The organism is Bradyrhizobium sp. T-1 (assembly GCF_053592855.1).
The window spans coordinates 302,416-315,693 of sequence record NZ_CM132115.1 but is presented as its reverse complement, the minus strand read 5'-3'; the positions used below and the strand labels follow the sequence as shown (position 1 = coordinate 315,693).

At 64.7% G+C, this 13,278-nt stretch carries 14 protein-coding genes and 1 tRNA gene; 3 read left to right on the top strand and 12 right to left on the bottom strand.

The annotated features are described in order from the left end of the window. Together ACWAT4_RS01505 and ACWAT4_RS01500 are read right to left on the bottom strand one after the other, a co-directional pair. The gene (locus tag ACWAT4_RS01505) at positions 1-336 is read right to left on the bottom strand and encodes a DUF167 domain-containing protein (protein ID WP_449729646.1); all 336 of its coding nucleotides are present in this window, start codon (positions 334-336) and stop codon (positions 1-3) included. A gap of 35 nt (positions 337-371) precedes the next feature. Beyond that, on the bottom strand, positions 372-662 hold the full coding sequence (locus tag ACWAT4_RS01500) for a YggT family protein (protein ID WP_188107316.1): 291 nt from the start codon (positions 660-662) through the stop codon (positions 372-374). A gap of 209 nt (positions 663-871) precedes the next feature. On the opposite strand from ACWAT4_RS01500, the gene ACWAT4_RS01495 reads away from it, so the two are divergent. Further along, a tRNA-Ala gene (locus ACWAT4_RS01495) sits at positions 872-947 on the top strand. A 115-nt stretch (positions 948-1,062) separates the two neighbouring features. Here the strand turns inward: ACWAT4_RS01495 and ACWAT4_RS01490 are convergent. The 7 genes from ACWAT4_RS01490 to ACWAT4_RS01460 all read right to left on the bottom strand — a co-directional run bounded on the left by ACWAT4_RS01490 (position 1,063) and on the right by ACWAT4_RS01460 (position 8,826). After that, a complete protein-coding gene (locus ACWAT4_RS01490) occupies positions 1,063-1,875 on the bottom strand; it encodes an enoyl-CoA hydratase (RefSeq protein WP_449729645.1) in 813 nt (270 codons plus the stop codon). Positions 1,876-2,000: 125 nt separating this feature from the next. Beyond that, complete coding sequence (locus tag ACWAT4_RS01485) at positions 2,001-2,795, bottom strand: glutamine amidotransferase (protein WP_449729644.1); 795 nt, start codon at positions 2,793-2,795, stop codon at positions 2,001-2,003. Between the two features lie 136 nt (positions 2,796-2,931). Continuing rightward, positions 2,932-3,711 carry an SDR family NAD(P)-dependent oxidoreductase gene (locus ACWAT4_RS01480; protein ID WP_212303248.1) on the bottom strand — a complete coding sequence of 260 codons (780 nt, stop codon included), beginning with the start codon at positions 3,709-3,711 and terminating at the stop codon, positions 2,932-2,934. A gap of 235 nt (positions 3,712-3,946) precedes the next feature. Next, positions 3,947-4,435: a tellurite resistance TerB family protein gene (locus ACWAT4_RS01475; protein ID WP_449729643.1), complete on the bottom strand. Its 489-nt coding sequence runs from the start codon at positions 4,433-4,435 to the stop codon at positions 3,947-3,949. Positions 4,436-4,576: 141 nt separating this feature from the next. Next, positions 4,577-5,986, bottom strand: coding sequence for an adenylate/guanylate cyclase domain-containing protein (locus tag ACWAT4_RS01470; protein ID WP_212303250.1), 1,410 nt, complete (start codon positions 5,984-5,986; stop codon positions 4,577-4,579). A gap of 51 nt (positions 5,987-6,037) precedes the next feature. After that, positions 6,038-7,405, bottom strand: coding sequence for a cytochrome P450 (locus ACWAT4_RS01465; protein WP_449729642.1), 1,368 nt, complete (start codon positions 7,403-7,405; stop codon positions 6,038-6,040). A gap of 50 nt (positions 7,406-7,455) precedes the next feature. Beyond that, complete coding sequence (locus ACWAT4_RS01460) at positions 7,456-8,826, bottom strand: hydrolase (RefSeq protein ID WP_449729641.1); 1,371 nt, start codon at positions 8,824-8,826, stop codon at positions 7,456-7,458. 138 nt (positions 8,827-8,964) lie between these two features. Between ACWAT4_RS01460 and ACWAT4_RS01455 the strand changes: the two genes are divergently transcribed. Further along, the gene (locus tag ACWAT4_RS01455; RefSeq protein WP_212424133.1) at positions 8,965-10,653 is read left to right on the top strand and encodes an MFS transporter; all 1,689 of its coding nucleotides are present in this window, start codon (positions 8,965-8,967) and stop codon (positions 10,651-10,653) included. A 31-nt stretch (positions 10,654-10,684) separates the two neighbouring features. Here the strand turns inward: ACWAT4_RS01455 and ACWAT4_RS01450 are convergent, their stop codons facing one another. Next, positions 10,685-10,900 (bottom strand): hypothetical protein, encoded by a 216-nt coding sequence (locus tag ACWAT4_RS01450; protein WP_212303254.1) that lies wholly within the window; start codon positions 10,898-10,900, stop codon positions 10,685-10,687. Positions 10,901-11,050: 150 nt separating this feature from the next. Beyond that, positions 11,051-11,359 carry a hypothetical protein gene (locus tag ACWAT4_RS01445; protein WP_212303255.1) on the bottom strand — a complete coding sequence of 103 codons (309 nt, stop codon included), beginning with the start codon at positions 11,357-11,359 and terminating at the stop codon, positions 11,051-11,053. Positions 11,360-11,612: 253 nt separating this feature from the next. Here ACWAT4_RS01445 and ACWAT4_RS01440 point away from each other — a divergent pair, with 253 nt between their 5' ends. Continuing rightward, positions 11,613-12,683 carry a polysaccharide deacetylase family protein gene (locus ACWAT4_RS01440; protein ID WP_212303256.1) on the top strand — a complete coding sequence of 357 codons (1,071 nt, stop codon included), beginning with the start codon at positions 11,613-11,615 and terminating at the stop codon, positions 12,681-12,683. A 75-nt stretch (positions 12,684-12,758) separates the two neighbouring features. Here ACWAT4_RS01440 and ACWAT4_RS01435 read toward each other — a convergent pair whose 3' ends face one another. Then, positions 12,759-13,118: a hypothetical protein gene (locus ACWAT4_RS01435; protein ID WP_212303257.1), complete on the bottom strand. Its 360-nt coding sequence runs from the start codon at positions 13,116-13,118 to the stop codon at positions 12,759-12,761. Between the last annotated feature and the right edge of the window lie 160 nt (positions 13,119-13,278).

The window sequence follows — 13,278 nt, the reverse complement described above, 5'->3', positions numbered from 1 at the left end:
TCAGTTCCTTGTCCCTGTCGATTTGACTGATGCAAGCTTGCGCAACGCGTCAGTAAGCCCAGCCGGATCGCCCTCGATGGCGACATGCTTCAGCCGCGACGTCGCCCCCGACAGGAGACTGACGCTGGCCTTGGGCACACCGAGCGATTTCGCCAGCAGCGCCAGAACCGCGCGATTGGCCTCGCCACCATCGGCGACGGCACGCACGCGGACCTTCAGCACGCTACGGCCATCGGAAAGCTGCTCGATCCCGTCGACACCGTCACGCCCGCCACGCGGCGTCACCCGCAACGCGATGCTGACGCCCGTGGTGGAAATGCGCCAAGGTTCGGTCAAGGGACCATCAAGGCTCCCATCGCGGTTCCGCCGGCCTAGGGCACGTTCGGATAGACGTACTCGGCGAGATAAAGCTGGATCAACCAGAGCACGAAGAAGGCAACGATCGGAGAGACATCGAGACCGCCCATGTTGGGCAGCCTGCGCCTGATCGGCCCGAGGACCGGCTCGGTAATCCGATAGAGAAACTCCCAGACCGCGCCGACGAACTGGTTGCGGGTGTTCACGACGTTGAACGCGATCAACCAGGACAGGATTGCCGATGCGATCAGCAGGTAGATGTAGAGATTGATGATCTGGATCAGAATGAAGACTATCGGGCGCATCAGCGAAACACTCTCTGGGCCTGTGTCGTTGGGCGGTGTTTGGGGTGGTGTCTGGGTTACCTTGGCTAGATATCGGTTCCCCCCGGCCCAAACAAGGGAAGTCGGTGTCCGGATGGCTAAAACCCCCTTACACCCGTCCTTGACTTGACCTTGCCGGGGACTTAAATGGCGCCCGGTTGTCGGCCGCGTTTACCAGAGCGGCCAGCAAAGGGGCCATAGCTCAGCTGGGAGAGCGCGTCGTTCGCAATGACGAGGTCGGCGGTTCGATCCCGCCTGGCTCCACCACGCTTCGCCCTTCGGGCTACGCGTGGCGCAGCCACGAGGAGCCTGAAGGGCGAAGCGTGGTGTCCGGCGAAGCCCGCAGGGCGTAGACGGACTGTCTCCCGAGCTTCAGTTCCCCCTACTTCCCCGTAAACCTCGGCGGCCGCTTCTCCATGAAGCTCGCGACGCCCTCCCGGAAATCGCTGCCGTTCAGCGCCACCATCATCTCCCGATTCGCTTCGATCGTGGCCTCGGCCAGCGTCTGGAACGGCACCTCGTAGAGCTGCCGCTTGATCACGGCCATCGCGCTCGGCGAGACGAAATCGGCGAGATCGCGGGCATAGGCATAAGTTTCCTCACGCAGCTTCTCGGGCGGGCAGAGCCGATTCACCAGCCCGATCCGCAACGCCTCGTCGCTCGAAACGCGCCGTGCCGAGAGCAGCAGGTCCATCGCATTGGCGTGGCCGACGATGCGCGGCAGCATCCATGAGATCCCGTGCTCGGCGATCAGGCCGCGGCGCGCGAAGGCCGTCGTGAAGACGGTGTTGTCGGCGGCGAAGCGCAGATCGCAATAGAGCGCGTGAACAAGACCGATGCCGGCAGTGGCGCCGTTGAGCATCGCAATGACGGGCTTTCCGATCGACGGATAAAAGCCATAGCGCGTCTGCCAGTCCGGGCGGCGGTTCATGTCGAAGGGCGGCAGGTTAGAGGCGCGCCTGACGTCGTTGGGATCGAGCCCCTTCAGCGCATCCATGTCGGCGCCGGCGCAAAAGGCGCGACCCGCGCCTGTCAGCACGATGACGCGGACATTGTCGTCAGCGGCGGACGCTTCCATCGCGTGGCGCACATCGCGCTCCATGATCGGCGTCCATGCATTCATGCGATCGGGACGATTGAGCGTGATGGTCGCGATCTTGTCGCTCACCTCGTAGAGAATATGCTCATAGGCCATCGCGCTCTCCCTGTGTTGGCCGGCACGCGTTCGCGCGCGCTCGTTGGCAGCGAGCCTAGCATATCCAGAGATGAGGCAGGGACTTGCGCCAAGGACCTGCGTTAAGGATCTGCGTTAGGCCACGATCACTCGGCGGCCTGCGCCAACACCACGCGGCGCGCCAGCCAGCCGTCGATGAAATGATCGAGCCAGGCGCGTTCCGCGGCATCGTAGACGGCGCGGTCCGCAAAATGATGATGCCGCTCCCGCGCGCCGGGCGCGCTGAGGCCGTCATAGCCGCGCGTGGTCCAGCAATGCATCATCGCGTAGGTCACATCCGGATGAAACTGCACGCCGAACGCATTGCCGGCACGGAATGCCTGGTTCGGAAAATCATCGCCTTCCGCCAGCAATTCGGCACCGTGCGGCAACTGAAATCCTTCGCGATGCCAGTGATAGACCTGCGCCGGCCAGTCCGGGCAGAGCGCGTGGCCCGCCGCGGTGGGGCGGATCGGATAGTAGCCAATCTGGGTCAGCGCCTGCGCATGCGGCGCGACGCGCGCGCCGAGCTGCATCGCCAGCATCTGCGCTCCCAGGCAGATGCCGAGGAACGGCCGCTGCTCGCGCAGTGGGATTTCGATCCAGTCGATCTCGCGGCGGATGTACTCATCCGAATCGTTGGCGCTCATCGGGCCGCCGAAGATCACCGCGCCGGCATGCCGGTCGAGCGTGTCGGGCAGCGAATCGCCGAAGCGCGGCCTGCGGATGTCGAGACGATGGCCGAGCGCGCGCAGCGCATTGCCGACACGACCGGGTGTCGAGGATTCCTGGTGCAGGATGATCAGAACCGGCAGAAGGGGTTCGGAGGCGACCGCGCTCGGCGTCCTTCCGGGGAAGGGCACCAATTCTGCGCCACCAAACCTGTCCGTCCGAAACGACATGGCCTCTGCGAGTGCTATCGGTTCAAGCCGCCAGCATAGCTAAGCGAAGGTTAACATCGTGTGAGTTCGCGCACACACGCGTCACTTCTGAAGCAAGCTCCGGGCCACTACGGAGGCTTCGAGCGCTTTTTCAGTTTCAGTGCCGTTGCCGCTGGAACCGGCTGGTGGCGGACAGGATGAAGCCGCGCGGGAAGAAGCGGAGCGCGAACGGCACAATCTTGATGCCGAGACCGGGCAGCACTGCCCGCTTGTTCGCCATCAGGCCACGATAGGCCTGCCGCGCAACGTCGGCCGCAGGAACGTTGAGAATCGCCGTATCGTGCCCGGAACCGACACCGGCGCGGCCCTGGAATTCGGTTTGCACCGGCCCCGGGCACAGCACGGTGACGCGCACGCCGCGTGGCGCGAGCTCGGCTCGCAAAGCCTCGGTCAGCGAAATGACATAGGCCTTCGACGCGTAATAGACGGCCATGCCGGGGCCGGGCAGGAAGCCCGCGACGGAGCCGACATTGAGCAGGCCGCCCTTGTTCCTGATCAGCTGATCGGCAAAGCGCAGCGACAGGTCGGTCAGCGCCCGGACGTTGACATCGACGATACCGACCTGCTCGTCGCGGTCGCGCTCGATGGCGTCGCCGAAGACGCCGAAACCGGCATTGTTGACGAGATTGTCGAGCTCGACGCCTTCGGCAGCGAGCGCGGCGGCAATCCTTTCACCGGCATCCGCTTGCTGGAGATCGCAGGCGATCACGATCGGCTTCTTGCCGCATTTGGTGGCGAGCTCGTCCGCAAGCACCTCGAGCCGGTCGGCACGCCGCGCCGTCAGCGCGAGCCGATGTCCGTTCGCGGCAAACACACGCGCCAGCTCTGTACCGATGCCCGCCGAGGCACCAGTGATCAACGTTACCCGCTCAGTCACGATTGCAGTCTCTTGAATTGAATTCTTTTGGTCCCGGAATGGCGGAACTGGAGCACAGGCCGCGCGCGACAGGCAAGCGGCGCTGGCAGCATGGCGGCCTGAGCGGGTCACAGGGAGAGCAGGAAGATCGCGGATTTTACAGGGGAATCCGGAACCGAGGCGTTTTGCGATGCTACATTAAAGTTTCGTCATGTAGCCCGCACAACCGACGATTAAGCCAGTTTCGACGATAACCTCAGCCGCCGACGGCGCTATCCTTGACCTGACCGCCGGCCCGGTCCGCGACCGCGTGCTTGAGATCGATCCGGTCGCGCTGCGAAACCCCGAGCAGGTCGGAGGCACGCCACACGACGTTGTCCTCGAATTCGGTGACCTGACCGTCGGCATAGACCAGCTCCCACATCATCTGGACGATGCGCTTGCGGCCCTCTTCGTCGAGCGAGCGCATGATGACGCTGGTGAAGTGATAGAGGTCGACCGCTTCGCCCTCGACCTGGGTCGCATCCGCGATCAGCCGGTCGGCCGTGCCCCGATCGAGCTTGAAATGGCTTTCGATCAGATTGTGCAGCTTGCTCTGCTCAGCCTGCGTCGGCTGGCCGTCCAGCGAGACCACATGGACCAGCAAAGCGGTGGCCGCCAGCCGATAATCGCTGTCACCGAAGGCCCGGTCCTGAGCCTGGGGAGCAACAATGTCGGCGATGAATTGGCGCAAGCCGTCGAGCATAAGGTCCTACCGAAATCGATGACGCCGCTGGGAGCGCGGCGGCTACCAGCCTTATATGAGCGGGAAACTCAACCGGCGCAACGTGCGTCAGTTCCGCGCGCTGCATTACGTTTCGGCAATCTGATTGCTGTCATTTGAGGGTCACGGTATCTCGTACACCACGATCTTGTCGGCGATGCCGCGCAGGGCCGCCTGCTTCTGGATCGGCTTGATCTCACGCCGCTGAAGGATCTCGCCAACCGCGGGCGCATCCAAGACCGGGCCTGTGATGTGGATCTCCTGCGCAGTCGACAGGCTCTGCACGCGCGCGGCAATGTTGACGGTCTGGCCGAAATAATCCTGCCGCTCGTTGAGCATCACCGCGAGGCACGGACCTTCGTGGATGCCGATCTTGAGAACGAGATCGTTGGCACCGCGCTGCTGGTTCAATTCATCCATGGCCGCGCGCATGCGCAGCCCCGCAGCAATCGCGTGCTCGGGCCTGACGAAGGTCGCCATGACGGCATCGCCGATCGTCTTCACCACGGCGCCCTTCTCGGCGGCGATGATCTCCAGCAGCGCCCGAAAATGCGCGCGCACCAGATCAAAGGCGCTGAGGTCGCCGACGCGCTCGTACAAAGCCGTCGAGCCCTTCAGGTCGGTGAACAGGAACGTCAGCGACGTGATCTTCAATCGCTGATCGACATTGAGGTTGTCGGCCTTGAAGACGTCGCGGAACGTCTGGTTCGACAGCATCCGCTTGGCGGTCAGGATCGGCTTGCGCTTGCCGATCATCTCGTGCAGCGCGTCGGCGGCAATCCAGACCGAGGGCAACACGCGATTGCCCGATTGATTCTCGAGAGTGAGTCGGAGCGGCCCCGGGCGCACCACCGTGGTCCCCGTCGGCGCCTCCAGCTTGTTGAACATGATCGAAAGCTGCTGGCGCTCGCTGGTCGGGTCACCCCGAACATCCAGGAAATGAGCAGAATGGGTGACCGGCTCGAAGACGATGATAAACTGGCTGGGCAGGTTCAGCGACAGGATCGCCTTTTCGCCGGCAGGCAATTCCAGCGCCTCGAGCGTCACCTCGTTGATCAGGCGCGAAAAGGCCTCTTCGTTGATGTCGACGCCGGAGCTCCAGAACATCTGCCGCACATATTCCCAGATCGGTAACGTGTCGGGATCGTGAGCACCGATGCGACGGACTCGCGGACTGACGGTGAAAGCCACCTCGACCATCTCATCGACGGAGGCCTCATATCCGGCGGCGCAGAGCGCGCAATTATAGTCGTCGTGCTTGAGCGATTTCAGCGTCGCGTGCGCGCCCAAAACCCCGCCGCAGCCCGGGCAAAGCACGTTCCAGCTCATGTCGAACAGGCCAAGCCGCGAAGCGTGCAGGAATCCGGAAATGACCTTCTCCTGGTCGAGCCCAGTGCGATCGGCAAAATCCAGCGCATTGATGCGGTTAAGGTCGCGATCGTGCCCCTTGGCGATCAGATCGGCGATGGCCTCGACGACGTCGTGATCGGCCGTTTGCTTCAGAACGGAAAACTGGGCCTGGATGTCGCTCATGGCGGCTACTCCAATCTGGGGCGGATCACACCATCGGCCGGGCGGTGCCCGTCACCGCGGCGTGATGCGGAACATCGGTGAGTGGTCCGGCTGGGTCGTGACGACGCCGTACGGAATCACAGGATCGGCTTCGACGAGCTCGACGCGGAACGCGCCGATGAGCCGAGCCAGCGCCAGCACCGACTCGGCCTGCGCGAACGGCGCGCCGATGCAGACGCGCGGTCCTGCGCCGAACGGCAGATAAGCGAAGCGGTCAGGCTGCTCTTTCGACATGAAGCGTTTGGGGATGAACGCATTCGGCTGATCCCACAGCTTCTCGTGCCGGTGCAGAAGCCAGGGGGCGATCATGATGATGTCGCCCTTGCTGACCGCAGCGCCGGCCACATTGTCCTTGTCGCGCGCGGCCCGGGCAATCAGGAAAGCCGGCGGATAAAGCCGCATGCTCTCGTCGATCACCGCGCGGGTGAATTTTTGCCGGTCGATATCGGCGATGCTGTCGAGATGCTGGTCACGGGTTTCGGAGGCAACCTCCTCCTGCGTCTCCGGATCGAGCGCAAGCAGATAGAGCGCCCAGAACAGCGCAGTTGCGGTCGTCTCATGACCCGCCAGGATCATGGTCGCGACCTCGTCGACGAGCTGCTCGTCCGAAAAACCCTTGCCCGTTTCAGGGTCGCGCGCCTCGTCCATGAGATCGAACAGATCGCGCGGCGGCGCGTCGTCCTTCTTGCCCGCCGCCCGCCGCTCGGCGATCAGCATCGCGACGAATTCGGTCCAGCGCGTGCGGAAGCGCGCGCGAGCCCGATCCATCGGCGTCGGCCAGGACACCGGCAGCACCATGTCGAGGAAATAGGCCCGTCCGAGCCGCTCGCCATATTCCATGATGAAGTTGCGCAGGGTCGGGCCGTGCCGGTCCATTCCGAACGAGAACATCGTGCGCCCGGCGATCTCCAGCGTCATCCGCTGCATGACCTCGCGCAGATCGATCGGCGCGCTCGTGCGCGCATCCAGCTTCACGATGGTCTCGTCGAGCACCGCCGTCATGTGCGGGACGAGGTTGGCGGTGGCGCGCGGCGTGAAGGCGGGCGCCAGCGTGCGCCGTTGGAATGTCCAGGCGTGGCCCTCGGCGAGCAGCAGGCCTTCGCCGAGCACGGGACGCAGCATGCGGATGCCGGCCGGCGTCCGCGTGTAGTTCTCGTAATTGCTGAGCAGGACGTGCCGGATCGCGTCCGGCTGGTTCAGGATGAAGCTCTTGTGCAGGAAGAAGCGGCCCTGGATGATCTCTTCCTCATAGGCACGCTGCCCCCAGGTGGCGATCATGTTCTGCCTGATCACCGCGAGCCGGCCGAAGAACGACAGATTGTCCGGCGCGCGCGGCGGGGTCGGGGGGATGATGGGCCGACGCACACTGGCGATGTTCATGGCTCTCTCCCGCAGACGTGGTCGCAGTCAAGGCTTGCGCAGCCAAATAGCTAGTAAGTCAGTTCGGCAACCGCAATCCTGTTCTCGGAGGCCGGCCAGGCGCGGGCCACGATACGTTCTTCGTTGAACTGGGCCACGACGTTACGCCCGACCTCGCTGGTCGGAAGACGCAAGGTTGCTGTCGCATCCGTGGGCACGCCCGGATGGACATCGGCGGGCTCCCGGCCGTCGAGCAGCACGGTGTCGCGCGGCAGGCCGAAATAGCCGCGCGGACGCGACATGATCACCACCGCGCCGGCATCCTTGTCCGCGGGAATGAACGGGCGTGCGGCCCGCAAATGCACGACGTCGGACGAGCGCGGGAAGGGCGAGCGGTAGAAATGCGTCGTCGGAGCATCCGGCGAGGTCAGGACGATCTCGAGCGGCGAGGCCGGATCGACCGCGGCCGCCCCCCAGCGGCCGTCGGCGCCGGTCGTCGCGCGGTACACCACATCGCCCTTGCGCTCCCCGCTCTCGCGGTCGACATGGTGGACCTCCACCATTGCCCCGGTCACCGGGCGGTTGGTCGGCACGCCGTCCACAACGCCCGTGACCAATCCGCTGAGGCGGACGGTGGGCTCCGGCGTGATCGCGATGCGCGCGGGCTCGCGGCCGGCGATGAACTTGTAGATCTCGCGGAACGCGCGCGGATGATACGCCGTCTCGCGATGGTCGATGGTGCCGAGCACGAGATTGGTCGCGCCTTTCAACTCCGGTCCCTCGGCGGTGACATTGGTCGGCACGCCGGGCTTGCCCATGAAGCGGCCGTCGGGTTGCGCATATTTGTCCATGCCGTCGCTGCGCAGGGTGAGGAACGCCGTGCCCGGCGTCACCTCGCTGTCGCCCTCGTTCAACCCGCGCAGAAACGCGCCGCGCCCGTTGAACTCGCTGCCAAGCAGATCATCGAGCGCAAACACGCCGTGATTGGGCGTGCCGCACAGCACCGCGTGGCTGACATCGCCGGAACCGCCGTTCTTGACGACGTTGCGGATCGAGTTGCCGCCGCGCGAATTGCCGACCAGCGCGACGCGTGCCGCACCGGTGCGGCGCTTCAATTCAGTGATGGCGGCGGCAAGCTCGCGCCGCTGATCCTCGGTCGAGGAGCGGTTGGCCTGCTCAACCGCGTCGTCGGTGCGCGCCGAGGGATTGGTGAAATTGATCGCCATCATGCGGTCGCGCGCGATGCCGTTGGATTCCATCCGCCACAGCGTCGTCATCCAGAGCGCGTCGTAGTCGCCATTGCCGTGGACGAACAGGATCGGCGGCACCTCGGCGGCTGCGGCTGTGGGCTGCGCTTGCGCCAGCGCTTCCATCCGGAAGTTCGCAACCGCGAAAGCCAGGCCACCCGCGCCTTGCAGGATCATCCGTCGTGACAGCTTCATCTGTTCCTCCCCCGGTAAAACCATGTCTTTGCACTGCTTATAGCGGCCTATCCACTGGACAGCGAAGGACTTTCGCAGGCATCACTGAAGATGCCGGAATCATTGAACCCATTTCTGCCAGACGACTTGGAAGAGGATATGACCGAGCAGACGAACCGTCAGAGACGCTCCGCCGACGGCATCGCGGCCCCCCTGCGGTACACCGTATTCCGGCGCATCTGGCTCGCCAGCCTGCTCTCCAATCTCGGCCTCCTGATCCAGGGCGTGGGCGCGGCCTGGGCAATGACGCAGATGGCCGCCTCGGCCGACAAGGTGGCGCTGGTGCAGACCGCCCTGATGCTGCCGATCATGCTGATCTCGATGCCGGCTGGCGCCATCGCCGACATGTACGACCGTCGCATCGTGACGCTCGTCGCGCTGATGATCGCGCTGACCGGCGCGTCCGCGCTCACGATCCTGGCCGGGCTCAAGCTCATCGCCCCGGAATCGTTGCTGGCCTTCTGCTTCGTCGTCGGCAGCGGCAATGCGCTGTTCGGACCCGCCTGGCAGTCCTCGGTCAGCGAGCAGGTGCCGCCGGATGCGCTGCCATCGGCGGTGGCGCTGAACGGCATCAGCTACAACATCGCGCGCAGCTTCGGCCCCGCGGTCGGCGGCGTCATCGTCGCCGCAGCCGGCGCGGTCGCGGCGTTCGCCTGCAATGCGATCCTCTATCTGCCGCTGCTGGTGGTGCTGCTGCTCTGGCGGCGGACCACCGAGCCGTCGCGCCTGCCGCGGGAAAAGCTCAACCGCGCCATGGTCTCCGGCTTTCGCTACATCACCAATTCGCCGCCGATCAAGATCGTGCTGCTGCGCACGCTGGTGATGGGCCTGATCGGCGGCGCGATCATGGCGCTGATGCCGCTGGTCGCGCGCGACCTGCTGCACGGCGGCGCCCAGACCTACGGCATCATGCTCGGCGCCTTCGGCATGGGCGCCGTGGTCGGCGCGCTCAACATCCACGAGCTGCGCAAGCGCATGAGTGGCGAGGCGGCGATCCGCGCCTGCACGCTCTCGATGGCGTTCGCGATGGCGGCGATTGCGCTCTCGACCGAGCCGGTGCTCACCGCGGCCGCGCTGGTGCTGGCTGGCGCGGTCTGGATGGCCGCGGTGGCGCTGTTCAACATCGGCGTGCAGCTCTCCGCGCCGCGCTGGGTCGCCGGACGATCGCTCGCTGCGTTCCAGGCCTCGATCTCCGGCGGCATCGCGATCGGTGCCTGGGGCTGGGGCCATCTCACCGACTATGCCGGCGTCGAGGTCGCGCTGCTGACGGCCGCGGTGCTGATGCTGCTCTCGCCGCTGCTGGGATTCTGGCTCGCGATGCCGCGCGTCGGCGCCCGCAACGAGGATGCCGAGGTGCTGGCCGATCCCGAGGTCAGGCTGTCGCTGACCGGGCGCAGCGGACCGCTGGTGGTCGAGATCGAATATCGCGTCGCCCAGGAGAATGCGCGCGCCTTTCACAATGTGATGCAGGACGTGCAGCTCTCCCGGCAGCGCAACGGCGCCTATGGCTGGTCGATCGCGCGCGACATTGCCGATCCCGAATTGTGGACCGAGCGCTATCATTGCCCGACCTGGTTCGATTACTTACGCCAGCGCAACCGTTCGACCCAGTCCGAACGCGCGCTGCATCAGCAGGCGATCGATTTCCATATCGGTCCCGAGCCGGTGCGGATTCGCCGCATGCTGGAGCGGCCGTTCGGCTCGGTGCGCTGGAAAGAAGAAACGCCGGATCGCGCCAGCGCCGAGGTGCTGCCCGTTGTCGCGACCGCGGCAGGCAGCAGCACCTAACTCCGCCGTCGTCACGGCGAAGGCCGGGCAACTACTGTCCGTGGTCCGTCAGCACCTTGTCGCAGGCCTTGCTGAGGCGCGCACGATGCTCTTTCAGGCAGGCGAGCACGGCGCTGTCGCCATTGTTCATCACAGCCCGGCAGAAGCGCGTGACGTCGCGCGCGCAGGCGTCGTGGCCGGGCTGCTGCTGAGCCGACGCACCCGATGCGCACAGAACAAAAGAAACAATGAAAAGAAATCTGGTCATCGCGTAATGCCTCGTACCCTTGAGATGTGCGGGCGAAGCTAGTGCGACGATCCCAGGGCCGCAACGGCTTTATTGGCAGGCGGACCGGTGCCGGCCGATGGCCCCGGCATGACGCCGGGGCACACCGCGCGGGAGCTGCGAAGCGGTTTCTTACTGGCTGTCCTGGGCGTCAGCGACCTTGCGTGAGGCGCCCTTGGCCAGGTCCTTGTCCATCACCGCGCGGCAGCCGGCGCTCAGATCCGAGCGATGCTTCATCATGCAGGCGGTGATCTTCGGGATATTGGGGATCTCCGAGGAGCACAGGCGGAAGGCATCGCCGGTGCACATCTGCTGCGCTTCGGCCGAGAAGGCGAAGCTCGAGGTCGTTGAGACGATCGAGACGATGGCGGCAAAACCCAGAGCCAGGCCGGTGTCGCGGATCTTTGCAGTGAAGGACTTGGTGGAAAACGACTTCGTCATTTGAAGCTCCCATTGGCACCGCGGAGGGCGGGCCCGTTGTCGATGGGAGCTACGATGCTCCAGGAAAGTCGTTTCCACTGTGATGATGGTCACGGGCGGACCAACCTCTGTGACATCGGTCACTTTGGCGCACCTGACTGAAATTCCTCCGCATCCGCTGTCGCGTTGGTGTCACGTTAACTGTTCCTTCGCATTAATGGCTCGTCGCGCGGGAAATTCCGCTGATTTGGTTGCGTATTTGGAAAGAGTAGCGATGCGTAATGCGTTAGGCCTGATGCTGGCCAGTGTCCTCGCGGCGGTCGTGATCGCCGGAGGTTGGTACTTTTATTCCTCGCGCGCCGACCAGGGCGCCCCCAAGACAACGGCCGCCCGTGCCGCCGATCCGCTGCCGGCGTCGGCCAAGCTCGCCGCCAAGGACGACGTCGAGACCACCGCGGCGATCGCCGCCAAGCCGACCGCTGTTGCCGCCGCGCCCGCTCCTGCGCCCGCACCGGCAGTGGTGGCTCCGGTTCAGCAGACGACAACTTGCACCAATCCGAATGCCTTGGGCGTCTCGCGCGTGGTCGAGATCGACACGACCGGCGGTCCGGGCTTCGGCTTCGAGCAGTTCAAGCAGTTTGATTTTCTTGCCGACAAGGAGGTCGTGCTGACCTTCGACGACAGTCCCTGGCCGCACAACACGCCGGCCGTGCTGAAGGCCTTGGCCGATGAATGCACCAAGGGCCTGTTCTTCTCGGTCGGCAAGCACGCCACCTGGCATCCGGAAATCCTGCGCCAGGTTCTGGCTCAGGGCCACACGGTGGGCACGCACACATGGTCGCACCTCAATCTCAACGGCAAGAAGATGACGGAGCAGCAGGCCAAGGACGAGATCGAGAAGGGTTTCAGCGCGGTGAAATGGGCGCTCGGCACCAATCCGTCACCGTTCTTCCGCTTCCCGCAGCTTCAGCAAAATCCGGCGCTCGTGAGCTATCTCGGCAGCCGCAACCTCGGAATTTTCTCGACCGACATCGACTCCTTCGACTTCCGCAAGGAGAACACGCCGGACAAGATCGTCAGCAACGTGATGACCAAGCTCGACAAGCTCGGCAAGGGCATCGTCCTGATGCACGACTTCCAGAAGCGCACCGGCGAAGCGCTGCCGACGCTGCTGGCGCGCCTCAAGGCCGGCGGCTACAAGATCGTGCAGATCAAGGCCAAGACGACGTTCGACTCGCTGCCCGAGTATGACGAAGCCGTGCTCAAGGAGTTGAAGGTGCCGGCACCCAGCGCAACGAATGCGCGCCCGGTCTCGAGCGTGGTGCAGACGGTCTCGCAGCGCTAAGCGCTTTGGTTCTGACAAAACACAATGGCCGGGCTCAGCCCGGCCATTTTCATTTTGCGAACGACGTGCGGTCGCTTACCAATAGACGCCGTGGCGGTGCAGCTCGGCGATGATGCGGCCTTCGGTCCAGCGCTTGTGCCTGGGCTTGTCGGCCTTCGCCGTCGTCTTCGGTGCAGGCCTGGTCGTGGCAGGCGCTGACGTCGTCGTCGCAGCAACTGGCGCGGCAGCCGAAACCGCCGGCGGACGATCGACATATTTCGGCGCGCTGGCCGCCGGTGCGATTTCACTCACCTGGGTCGCTGCGGTGGTCGGCGCAGCCGCTTGCACCGCGGGAGCCTGCTCATTGGCTGTCGCCAGCGAAAGACTGCGTGAGCCGCCTGCCTGCGCAGAGGCCGAGACCAGAACCATGGCGGCAACCAGAATGATCTTGCGCATGTGAGAACTCCCCGTGTTTGCGTGACCGGGACACTACGGGAAAGCCGCGCGAGGTTATGTGAGAGAAATCACGCGGGGACCGCCGTCTCCGACTTCAGCTCCGCACGGCAAGCGTCGCGCGCGACGCAGGCGCGTCGCAGGTTCAGCGGGCAGAATCTGG

Excerpts from the sequence above, each read along its gene's own strand:
- ACWAT4_RS01435 (WP_212303257.1), bottom strand. The coding sequence starts at position 13,118 with ATGCGCAAGATCATTCTGGTTGCCGCCATGGTTCTGGTCTCGGCCTCT.
- ACWAT4_RS01450 (WP_212303254.1), bottom strand. The coding sequence starts at position 10,900 with ATGACCAGATTTCTTTTCATTGTTTCTTTTGTTCTGTGCGCATCGGGT.
- ACWAT4_RS01465 (WP_449729642.1), bottom strand. The coding sequence starts at position 7,405 with ATGAACATCGCCAGTGTGCGTCGGCCCATCATCCCCCCGACCCCGCCG.
- ACWAT4_RS01440 (WP_212303256.1), top strand. The coding sequence starts at position 11,613 with ATGCGTAATGCGTTAGGCCTGATGCTGGCCAGTGTCCTCGCGGCGGTC.
- ACWAT4_RS01445 (WP_212303255.1), bottom strand. The coding sequence starts at position 11,359 with ATGACGAAGTCGTTTTCCACCAAGTCCTTCACTGCAAAGATCCGCGAC.
- ACWAT4_RS01460 (WP_449729641.1), bottom strand. The coding sequence starts at position 8,826 with ATGAAGCTGTCACGACGGATGATCCTGCAAGGCGCGGGTGGCCTGGCT.
- ACWAT4_RS01475 (WP_449729643.1), bottom strand. The coding sequence starts at position 4,435 with ATGCTCGACGGCTTGCGCCAATTCATCGCCGACATTGTTGCTCCCCAG.
- ACWAT4_RS01500 (WP_188107316.1), bottom strand. The coding sequence starts at position 662 with ATGCGCCCGATAGTCTTCATTCTGATCCAGATCATCAATCTCTACATC.
- ACWAT4_RS01455 (WP_212424133.1), top strand. The coding sequence starts at position 8,965 with ATGACCGAGCAGACGAACCGTCAGAGACGCTCCGCCGACGGCATCGCG.
- ACWAT4_RS01485 (WP_449729644.1), bottom strand. The coding sequence starts at position 2,795 with ATGTCGTTTCGGACGGACAGGTTTGGTGGCGCAGAATTGGTGCCCTTC.
- ACWAT4_RS01470 (WP_212303250.1), bottom strand. The coding sequence starts at position 5,986 with ATGAGCGACATCCAGGCCCAGTTTTCCGTTCTGAAGCAAACGGCCGAT.
- ACWAT4_RS01490 (WP_449729645.1), bottom strand. The coding sequence starts at position 1,875 with ATGGCCTATGAGCATATTCTCTACGAGGTGAGCGACAAGATCGCGACC.